The organism is Streptomyces solicavernae (genome assembly GCF_029968095.1).
Classification (GTDB): domain Bacteria; phylum Actinomycetota; class Actinomycetes; order Streptomycetales; family Streptomycetaceae; genus Streptomyces; species Streptomyces solicavernae.
In genome coordinates this window covers 87,005-96,123 of record NZ_JASCIR010000026.1, presented here as the reverse complement: position 1 = coordinate 96,123, position 9,119 = coordinate 87,005, and the positions used below count along the sequence as shown (strand labels likewise).

General features: G+C 71.8%; 10 protein-coding genes. 6 read left to right on the top strand and 4 right to left on the bottom strand.

What is annotated here, in order from left to right; genetic code table 11:
• Positions 1-84: 84 nt before the first annotated feature.
• Positions 85-1,212, bottom strand: coding sequence for a hypothetical protein (locus tag QIS99_RS24750; protein WP_282515844.1), 1,128 nt, complete (start codon positions 1,210-1,212; stop codon positions 85-87).
• Between the two features lie 72 nt (positions 1,213-1,284).
• Here QIS99_RS24750 and QIS99_RS24745 point away from each other — a divergent pair, with 72 nt between their 5' ends.
• Entirely contained in the window at positions 1,285-2,466 is a 1,182-nt protein-coding gene (locus QIS99_RS24745; RefSeq protein WP_282515843.1) for a cystathionine gamma-synthase, read from the top strand.
• A 195-nt stretch (positions 2,467-2,661) separates the two neighbouring features.
• On the opposite strand, the gene QIS99_RS24740 is transcribed toward QIS99_RS24745, so the two are convergent.
• The 3 genes from QIS99_RS24740 to QIS99_RS24730 all read right to left on the bottom strand — a co-directional run bounded on the left by QIS99_RS24740 (position 2,662) and on the right by QIS99_RS24730 (position 4,053).
• Positions 2,662-2,910, bottom strand: coding sequence for a hypothetical protein (locus QIS99_RS24740; protein ID WP_282515842.1), 249 nt, complete (start codon positions 2,908-2,910; stop codon positions 2,662-2,664).
• Positions 2,907-3,416 carry a sigma factor-like helix-turn-helix DNA-binding protein gene (locus QIS99_RS24735; protein WP_282515841.1) on the bottom strand — a complete coding sequence of 170 codons (510 nt, stop codon included), beginning with the start codon at positions 3,414-3,416 and terminating at the stop codon, positions 2,907-2,909. The genes QIS99_RS24740 and QIS99_RS24735 overlap by 4 nt, the downstream gene beginning before the upstream one ends.
• Positions 3,417-3,549: 133 nt before the next feature.
• Positions 3,550-4,053 carry a MarR family winged helix-turn-helix transcriptional regulator gene (locus QIS99_RS24730; RefSeq protein ID WP_282515840.1) on the bottom strand — a complete coding sequence of 168 codons (504 nt, stop codon included), beginning with the start codon at positions 4,051-4,053 and terminating at the stop codon, positions 3,550-3,552.
• A 222-nt stretch (positions 4,054-4,275) separates the two neighbouring features.
• Between QIS99_RS24730 and ilvA the strand changes: the two genes are divergently transcribed.
• The 5 genes from ilvA to QIS99_RS24705 all read left to right on the top strand — a co-directional run bounded on the left by ilvA (position 4,276) and on the right by QIS99_RS24705 (position 9,116).
• Positions 4,276-5,505 (top strand): threonine ammonia-lyase, encoded by a 1,230-nt coding sequence (ilvA, locus tag QIS99_RS24725; RefSeq protein ID WP_282515839.1) that lies wholly within the window; start codon positions 4,276-4,278, stop codon positions 5,503-5,505.
• Between the two features lie 280 nt (positions 5,506-5,785).
• Positions 5,786-6,778, top strand: a complete 993-nt coding sequence (locus tag QIS99_RS24720) for an ATP-binding cassette domain-containing protein (protein ID WP_282515838.1) — start codon at positions 5,786-5,788, stop codon at positions 6,776-6,778.
• On the top strand, positions 6,775-7,629 hold the full coding sequence (locus QIS99_RS24715) for an ABC transporter permease (RefSeq protein ID WP_282515837.1): 855 nt from the start codon (positions 6,775-6,777) through the stop codon (positions 7,627-7,629). Before QIS99_RS24720 ends, QIS99_RS24715 begins: the two co-directional genes overlap by 4 nt.
• 231 nt (positions 7,630-7,860) lie before the next feature.
• Complete coding sequence (locus QIS99_RS24710; protein ID WP_282515836.1) at positions 7,861-8,514, top strand: transcriptional regulator; 654 nt, start codon at positions 7,861-7,863, stop codon at positions 8,512-8,514.
• 20 nt (positions 8,515-8,534) lie between these two features.
• Positions 8,535-9,116 carry an HD domain-containing protein gene (locus QIS99_RS24705; RefSeq protein WP_282515835.1) on the top strand — a complete coding sequence of 194 codons (582 nt, stop codon included), beginning with the start codon at positions 8,535-8,537 and terminating at the stop codon, positions 9,114-9,116.
• The last annotated feature ends 3 nt before the right edge of the window (positions 9,117-9,119 follow it).

The window sequence follows — 9,119 nt, the reverse complement described above, 5'->3', positions numbered from 1 at the left end:
GGGGGGCCCCCCCCCCCCGGGGGGGGGGCGGGGGCCCCCCCCCGGGGCCCCCGGGCCCCGGGCCGCGGGCCCCGGGCCCCGGGTTCAGTGCGGGAGTGTCGCCGGGCTGCCGCCGTTCGCCTCGTACCCGGCGACCGCCAGCGCCCGCATCACCGCGTACGCCGCGGCCGGGTCCGGGGACAGCGTCCACGGCAGCGCGCCCACATGGCCGTCGACCGTGACCAGCTGGTGCATGGCCTCGGCCCACCGCTCGGAGACGACCAGGAACCACACAAGCAGGTGCCGCACCGGCGCCAGCATCGGGTCGTCCGGCCGGACCGACCGCGTGGAATGCTCCGCGAACTGGGCGCCCTCGACGGCCTTGCGGACCACCTCGCTCTTCCAGAGGCCGCTGACCATGTTGACCTCGGGCAGGTGCTCGAAGACCGCGAAGAGGGGCAGGGCGGCGAGCAGCGAACCCTGCGGGGCGCGGGCGGCGGCGGCCTCCGCGAACTCGTACGCCCCCTCCCGCGAGCCGTGCCACTTCTCGCTGAACCAGGGGAGCGCGGCGAGGTGCGCGCCCATGTGCTGCGGGGCGCGGTCCAGGATCTTCAGCCAGAGCTGGTCGAACTCCTCGCGGGAGTAGGCCAGTCCACGCGCGACGGCCAGCTCCGTGATGTACGGCACCGGGTCGCCGGGGGCCAGCAGGGCCGCTTCCGCGCAGGCGGCCCTGGCCTCTTCGAGGATGATTCTGTACTCGTCGGTGCCGGGCTGCGCCGTGCGGAACGCCTGCTGCACCAGGAACTCGGCGTGCACGGCCGCGCCGCCCGCGTCCTTCGGCGACTCGGCCCGCCAGACCCGCAGCCACTGCCCGCCCGGGGAGTCGGAGACGCCGCCCGGCCGCTCCGCCAGCTCCAGGGAGGCCGCGCCCGCGAAGGCCTGCACGCGCTGCAGGCGCACCTCGCCCTCCTTCTCGGTGCCGGCGAGGAGCTGCGCGGCGTACTTCCAGTCCTGGGTGCGCTGCACCACGTCCAGGACGTCGATCAGGTCCTGGTCGGGACCCGGCATGCGGATGTCGAGCTCCTCCTCGCGCGCGAAGCCGTAGTTCGCCGGGTCCGCCGCGTCCGGCGAGCCCGGCTCGGCCAGCTGGATGCCGCCGCGCCTGCGGAACAGGAACGGCCCGAGCGCCGCACCGAGCATGAGAAGGCCCAACAGAACCCAGAGAATGTCCATACGTACAAGCGAACCAGACGCCACTGACAAACGACGAACCAGTCCGGGATCCGGGGACTACGCTCGGGCGGCATGACCGACACGCACAGCAGTGACAGCAACGGCCCCGCCTGCAGCGGCGGGAGCTTCGAGACGCTCGCCATCCACGCGGGCAACACCGCGGACCCGCTGACGGGCGCCGTCGTACCGCCGATCTACCAGGTCTCGACGTACAAGCAGGACGGCGTCGGCGGCCTGCGCGGCGGCTACGAGTACAGCCGCAGCGCCAATCCGACGCGGACCGCCCTGGAGGAGAACCTGGCGGCCCTGGAGGGCGGCCGGCGCGGCCTCGCCTTCGCCTCGGGCCTGGCCGCCGAGGACTGCCTGCTGCGCACGCTGCTCGTGCCCGGCGACCACGTGGTGATCCCGGACGACGCGTACGGCGGCACGTTCCGGCTGTTCGCGAAGGTCGTCTCGCGCTGGGGCGTGGAGTTCTCCGTCGCCGACACCAGCGACCCGGCGGCGGTCCGCGCGGCGGTCACGGACCGTACGAAGGCGATCTGGGTGGAGACGCCCAGCAACCCGCTGCTCGGCATCAGCGACATCGCGGCGCTCGCGGCGGTGGCCCGCTCGGCCGGTGCGCGGCTCGTCGTCGACAACACCTTCGCGAGCCCGTATCTGCAGCAGCCCCTCGCGCTCGGCGCGGACGTGGTGGTGCACTCGACCACCAAGTACATGGGCGGCCACTCGGACGTCGTCGGCGGTGCGCTGATCGTCAACGACCCGGATCTGGGTGAGGAGTTGGCGTACCACCAGAACGCGATGGGCGCGGTCGCCGGGCCCTTCGACGCGTGGCTGGTCCTTCGCGGCATCAAGACCCTCGCCGTGCGCATGGACCGGCACAGCGAGAACGCGGAGCGGGTCGCGGAGATGCTCACGCAGCACGCGCGCGTGACGCGTGTCCTGTACCCGGGCCTGCCGGACCACCCCGGGCACGACGTGGCCGTCAAGCAGATGCGGTCCTTCGGCGGCATGGTGTCGTTCCGGGTCGAGGGCGGCGAGGAGGCGGCGGTCGAGGTCTGCAACCGGGCCCAGGTGTTCACGCTCGGGGAGTCCCTCGGCGGCGTGGAGTCGCTGATCGAGCACCCCGGCCGGATGACGCACGCCTCGGCGGCGGGCTCGCCCCTGGAGGTCCCGTCGGACCTGGTGCGCCTCTCGGTGGGCATCGAGAACAGCGCCGACCTGGTGGCGGATCTGCGCCGCGCGCTGGGCTAGGTGACACAGCAACTTGTCCGAGGGGTACGGGATTTCGGGCTCCCGTACCCCTTTTCCGTATGCCGTTTCCCGTATGCCGTTTCCCGTAGCCCGTAGCCCGTAGCCCGTAGCCCGTTTCCCGTTTCCCGTAGCCCTTTTCCCGTACGCCCTGAGGGGTACGTACGCCCTGAGGGGTACGTACGCCCTGAGAGGGAGCTACCAGCCGTCCAGCGGCGGTGTCGTCTCCGCGGGTGGCGGGTTCCACGGCTGTTCCACGCCCGCCCACACCGCGAACGCCAGGAACGCCACCGACAGCACCAGCCACAGCAGCCGCCGCGCGCGTGCGCGCCGGCGCCCCCGGCGCGCGCCCCGGCGCATCGCCTCGATGCCCAGCTCGGGCGGCACGGCCGGGTGCGGCCCGTCGAGGAGGCGCCGCACCCGGTCCTCCCTGCGCTCGGCCCTCATGGCGGGGCCCCGGTCATCGTGGCGGGCGGCGCGGCACCGCGCGTACGGGGCGGGCTCGTCAGGGCGGCCACGGCGCGGGCGCAGATCGCGCGGACGCGCTCCACGGGCAGCCCGAGCAGCGCCGCGGTCTGCTCCTCGGCCACGCCCTCACCGAGCCGCAGCACCACGACAAGGCGTTCCTGCGGGCCGAGCGCGCTGAGCACCCCGCCCCGGCCGTGGTGCGCGCGCCAGGCGGACCGGGCGAAGCGCGCGGCCAGCTCCTGCCGCGCGCGGTCGTACGGGTCCTCGCCGCGCAGCCGGTCCCAGGAGGCGTACGTCTGCGCCAGGGCGGCGGTGAGCAGGCTCCGGGCGCGAGGGTTGGCGTCGGGGGGTTCGGCGGTGAGCAGCGTGGCAGCGTGCAGCAGCCGGCCGGCCGCGCCCGCGACGAACGCCTCGAACTCCCGGGCGTGGAGGTCCTGTTGACGCTGTCGAGCCTGCCGAGCATGCCGAGCCTGTCGCTGACGCACCGCGCGCCTCCCGAACCGTGTTCTTCTATGAAGGCGCGGCCGGGGAGCAAAATCAAGCCTGCGGGAACGACCGGGAACGACCGAGAAGAACGACCGGGAACGACCGAGAAGAACGACCGGGAACGACCGGGGACTACTCCGTGCCGGAACCGTGCCGTGCCGAGAGCGCCGCGTTGAACCGCGTCAGCAGCGTGCAGAACGCCTCGCGCTCCTGCGGCGCCCAGTCCTGAGTCAGCTGCGCCATCAGCTCGCGCCGCGACGCCCGCACCTCGTCGAGCCTGGACTGGCCGCGCGGCGACAGCTGGAGCACCACGGCGCGCCCGTCTTCCGGGTGCGAGGTCCGCTTGACCAGGCCGGACTCGACGAGCGGGGCGACCTGCCGGGTGACCGTGGACGAGTCGATGCCCATGCTCGCGGCGAGCGCCTTGACGCCCATCGGACCTTCGCTGTCGAGGCGGTTGAGCAGCAGGTACGCGGCGCGGTCCATGGAGTTGCGGACCTGGCCGACCCCGCCGAGCCGGGTCTGCTCCGCGCGGCGCGCGAAGACCGCCACCTCGTGCTGGAGGTGGTCGAGGAGGCCGGGAAGCTCCGGGGTGCCGCTCTGCGGGTCGGTCGTCATGTCCGAAGGTGTGGGCATGGCCGGGGGCTCACTTCGTACGTCGTCGGTGGGTTGGGGGACAGGGTACGCGGCGATCGGCCCGCCCGTACCTGCGCTGCGCGAACCATCTCGCAGTCCGAGCCACGTCCGAGCCGCGTCCGGGCCACGTCCGGGCCACGTCCGAGCCGCGTCCGGGCCACGTCCGGGCCACGTCCGAGCCGCGTCCGGGCCCGGCCCGCTCCCGGTGCGAGACTTGAGGTCATGACGTACAGCACGCCCGACCCCTGGCCGACCGTGACCCTGGACGACGTGCGCGGCGCGCAGAAGATGCTGGCCGGGGTCGCGCGGGTGACCGCGATGGAGGGCAGCCGGCACCTGTCGCAGCTGGTCGGCGCGCCGGTCCACTTCAAGTGCGAGAACCTGCAGCGCACCGGCTCGTTCAAGCTGCGTGGCGCGTACGTCAGGATCGCGGGCCTGATCGCGGAGGAGCGGGCCGCCGGGGTGGTCGCGGCGAGCGCCGGCAACCACGCGCAGGGCGTCGCGCTCGCCTCCTCGCTGCTCGGCGTGCGGTCCACGGTGTTCATGCCGAAGGCCGCCCCGCTGCCGAAGGTCGCGGCGACCCGGGAGTACGGGGCGGAGGTGCGGCTGCAGGGCACGGTGGTCGACGAGACGCTCGCGGCGGCGGAGGACTACGCGCGCGACACGGGCGCCGTGTTCATCCACCCCTTCGACCACCGGGACGTCATCGCGGGCCAGGGCACGGTCGGCCTGGAGATCCTGGAGCAGTGCCCGGAGGTCCGCACGATCCTGGTCGGCGTCGGCGGCGGCGGGCTCGCGGCGGGCATCGCGGTGGCGGTCAAGGCGCTGCGCCCCGACGTGAAGGTGATCGGCGTGCAGGCGGCGGGCGCGGCCGCCTACCCGCCCTCGCTCGCGGCCGGGCGCCCGGTGGCGATCGACCACCCGGCGACGATGGCCGACGGCATCAAGGTGGGCCGCCCCGGGGACGTGCCGTTCCAGATCGTCGACGAGCTGGTGGACGAGGTCCGCACGGTCTCCGAGGACGCCCTCTCCAGCGCGCTGCTGCTCTGCCTGGAGCGGGCCAAGCTGGTCGTGGAGCCGGCCGGGGCCAGCCCGGTCGCGGCGCTGCTCGGGGAGCCGGAGTCGGTGGAGGGGCCGGTGGTCGCGGTGCTCTCCGGCGGCAACGTGGACCCGCTCCTGATGCAGCGCATCCTGCGGCACGGCATGGCGGCGGCGGGCCGGTACCTGTCGCTGCGGCTGCGCCTGACCGACCGGCCGGGGGCGCTCGCCACGCTGCTCGGCGTGCTGACGGTGGTGGACGCCAACGTCCTGGACGTCGGCCACGTACGGACCGATCCGCGCCTCGGCCTCACGGAGGTGGAGGTCGAGCTGCACCTGGAGACGAAGGGACCCGAGCACTGCGCCGAGGTGGGCGCGGCCCTGCGGGAGGCGGGGTACACGGTCATGCCGTGAGGCCCCCGGCCCCCGCACCGCCCGTCCCGGGGGTCACGGTCATGCCGTGAGCCCCGCACGGCACCCGGCCCCCAGCCCCGCACGCCCCCGTCCCCGGAGTATCGCGATATACCTCGTGCTCCCGGGCAGGGCGCCAAAACCCGCACGTGGAAAACCACTTGAGTAGACGCGATGTATCGCGTTACGGTGAAGTGCTCGGGCACCGCCGCCCTCGGGCGGAACGAATCCCGCATACCTAAAATTCGCTTAGGAAATCACCCAAAATCACTGGGGGAACCTCATGCCAGGCGCCATCTACGCCGAGGGGCTGGTCAAGCACTTCGGTGACGTCAAGGCTCTGGACGGCGTCGACCTCGACGTCCCCGAAGGAACCGTCCTCGGCCTCCTCGGACCCAACGGCGCGGGCAAGACCACCGCGGTCCGCTGCCTCGCCACCCTCCTCACCCCGGACGCGGGCCGGGCGGTGGTCGCCGGTATCGACGTCCTGGCGCACCCCAACGAGGTCCGCCGCTCCATCGGCCTCTCCGGCCAGTTCGCCGCTGTCGACGAGTACCTGACGGGCCGTGAGAACCTCCAGATGGTCGGCCAGCTCTACCAGATGAGCGCCAAGGCGGCGAAGCGGCGGGCCGGTGAACTCCTGGAGCAGTTCGGCCTCGCCGACGCCGCCGACCGCCCCTCCAAGACGTACTCCGGAGGCATGCGCCGCCGCCTCGACCTCGCCGCCGCCCTGGTCGTCCGGCCCCCGGTGATGTTCATGGACGAGCCCACCACCGGCCTCGACCCGCGCAACCGGCAGGCCCTCTGGGAGGTCATCAAAGACCTGGTCGGCGGCGGCACGACCCTGCTCCTGACCACGCAGTACCTGGAGGAGGCCGACCACCTGGCGCACGACATCTGCGTCGTCGACCACGGCCGGGTCATCGCCCGCGGCACCTCCGACCAGCTCAAGGCCAGGACCGGCGGCGAGCGCGTCGAGGTCGTCGTGCACGAGCGCGGCCACATCGCCCCCGCCGAGGAGGTGCTGCGCGCCTTCGCCAAGGGCGGCGGCGGTGCCACCGTCGAGGAGCACACCCGCAAGCTGACCGTCCCCGTCACCGGCGGCGCCAAGCTGCTCGCCGAGGTCATCCGCGAACTGGACGCCCGCGGCATCGAGATCGACGACATCGGCCTGCGCCGCCCCACCCTGGACGACGTGTTCATCTCCCTCACCGGCCACGCGGCCGAGGTGCAGGACGCCGCGGGCGACGACGCCGAGAAGGAGGACGTGAAGTGACTGCCGTGACCGAGGCGGCGCAGCTCGCGCCGAGACCCGCGGGCGGGGTCGGCCAGTCGATCAGGGACTCCCTGGTCGTCGCCCGGCGGAACCTGATCCGTATGACCCGGATCCCGGAGATCGTCCTCTTCGGACTCATCCAGCCGATCATGTTCGTGGTCCTGTTCACGTACGTCTTCGGCGGATCCATCCAGGTCGGCAGTTCGATCTCCTCGCAGGCCTACCGTGAGTTCCTGATGGCCGGCATCTTCGCCCAGACCGTCACGTTCGCCACCGCGGGCGCCGGCGCGGGCATCGCCGACGACATGCACAAGGGCCTCATCGACCGGTTCCGCTCGCTGCCGATGGCCCGCGGCGCCGTCCTCACCGGTCGTACGCTCGCCGACCTGGTGCAGACCGCGCTGACCCTCGTCGTGCTCGCCGGTGTGGCCCTGCTCATCGGCTGGCGCACCCACGAGAGCTTCGGCAAGGTCCTCGTCGGGTTTGCCCTGCTGCTCCTGCTCGGGTACGCCTTCTCGTGGATCGGCGCACTGATCGGCCTGTCCGTCCGTACGCCGGAGGCCGCGACGTCCGGCGGCCTGATCTGGCTCTTCCCGCTGACGTTCATCTCGAACGCCTTCGTCGACTCGAACAAGCTGCCCACGGTCTTTCGGCACATCGCGGAGTGGAACCCGTTCAGCACGACGGTCCAAGCCTGCCGCGAGCTGTTCGGCAACCTGCCGCCCGGCTTCAAGACCCCGGATGCCTGGCCCATGCAGCACCCGATCTGGGCCTCGATCATCTGGTCCGTCGTGATCCTGGTGCTGTTCCGCACCCTTGCGGTCCGGAAATACCGCAAGGCGGCGGGCTGATGAGTTCCCTGAGGTGACGAGAAGCCCCCACCCCGGTGGGGGCTTCATCGTGCGGTGTGCGACGCGCCGAGCCCACTCGACTCAGGTCGCTCGGGCCGACATCCCCTCGCGGACTGGGTCCACACGCGCGACACGGCGCACATGATCGCTTGGGCCTTGAACGGCACCACATCGCCTGCGCTCGCCAACCGGGCAACGAAGCCCAGACGAGGGCCCGTTGCCAAGGCTCCGTTGCTCTCCTCCCCCGACCGCGGGGCGTTCTTCGCGCACCTCAGGGACACCGCGGACTCGGCCGTGGGGGCTGGCGAGGACGGCACACTCCTCCACCGTCAGGCGCTCTACCTGTGCTCGTACGACCGGACCCCGGAGGCGACCTCCTGGATGGGGCACGCCCTCCATGCTCGGCGCGACCTCATCGCGGCACGTGGATGGACGCCCCACTGGGCGGCGGCGCGATCAACCGCGACGGCCCTTGTACGCCTGGGCGACAGCCAACCCCTGTTGGACTTCATCGACAGGGCGATGGTGGGCGACGACGCCGCGGAGACCGCCAACTTGAATTACTGGGCCTACTGGCTGGGGGCGATCCGGGAACCGCAGGCGAACGACGGCTTCATGCGGGAGCGGCCAACCGACTGGGAGCCCGTACGCCTGATGACTGGGCTTGTGTCCGGGCTTCATCAGGCGCCGGGGTATGTGGACCTGTACGTGCACTCTCTCTGGGCTCTCCTTGTGAACCACAGCCGGCTCCCCCTGGCGGACCCTGAGCTGGCGGAGAAGCTGTCCGCCCACACCACTCGGCTCCTCGATCACCACGGAATCTCTCAGCGATCAAGGCGGGAACTCAGCGCAGTGCATTACGTTCCACGCGAGAACCGCAAGTGACACACCGGAGGGCGCATCGCATGGCGGACACAGAGCAGGAGCAGGCGAAGGGCACGGCAGGCTTCCTGCTGGAAATGGGGATGCTGAAGCGGGCCAAGCGGTCCGGCTGGTGGATCGCTGGGGTCAAGGACCCCGAGACGATCGCCGAGCACAGCTTCAGAGTGGCCCTCATCGGTTCCGTACTCGCCATGATGGAGGGAGCCGACCCCGCGAGGACGGCACTCCTCGGCCTCTGGCACGACACCCAGGAGACCCGCGTCAGCGACATCCCGCACATCGGCCGGCGCTACCTCGAAGCCGCCAGCAACGAGAAGGTCACCGCGGACCAGGTATCGGCCGCGCACCCGGCAGTGAAGGCCGGGGCTCAGCGGATCGTGGAGGAGTACGAGAACGGCGACTCCCTCGAAGTGATCTGCGCGCACGACGCCGACAAGCTCGAATGCCTGATTCAGGCCGTCGAATATCGCGAACAGGGCTGCTCAAACGTTCAGCCCTGGATCGACAGCAGCCTCTCGAAGCTCAAGACGGCCTCCGCCCAGGCCCTGGCGGAGGCGGCGTTGAAGATGACTTCGATCGAGTGGCAGCAGACGTACCTGCGCTGATTA

Coding starts and splice junctions, on each gene's coding strand:
- QIS99_RS24750 (WP_282515844.1), bottom strand. CDS start 1,212: ATGGACATTCTCTGGGTTCTGTTGGGCCTTCTCATGCTCGGTGCGGCG.
- QIS99_RS24745 (WP_282515843.1), top strand. CDS start 1,285: ATGACCGACACGCACAGCAGTGACAGCAACGGCCCCGCCTGCAGCGGC.
- QIS99_RS24740 (WP_282515842.1), bottom strand. CDS start 2,910: ATGAGGGCCGAGCGCAGGGAGGACCGGGTGCGGCGCCTCCTCGACGGG.
- QIS99_RS24730 (WP_282515840.1), bottom strand. CDS start 4,053: ATGCCCACACCTTCGGACATGACGACCGACCCGCAGAGCGGCACCCCG.
- ilvA (WP_282515839.1), top strand. CDS start 4,276: ATGACGTACAGCACGCCCGACCCCTGGCCGACCGTGACCCTGGACGAC.
- QIS99_RS24720 (WP_282515838.1), top strand. CDS start 5,786: ATGCCAGGCGCCATCTACGCCGAGGGGCTGGTCAAGCACTTCGGTGAC.
- QIS99_RS24705 (WP_282515835.1), top strand. CDS start 8,535: ATGGCGGACACAGAGCAGGAGCAGGCGAAGGGCACGGCAGGCTTCCTG.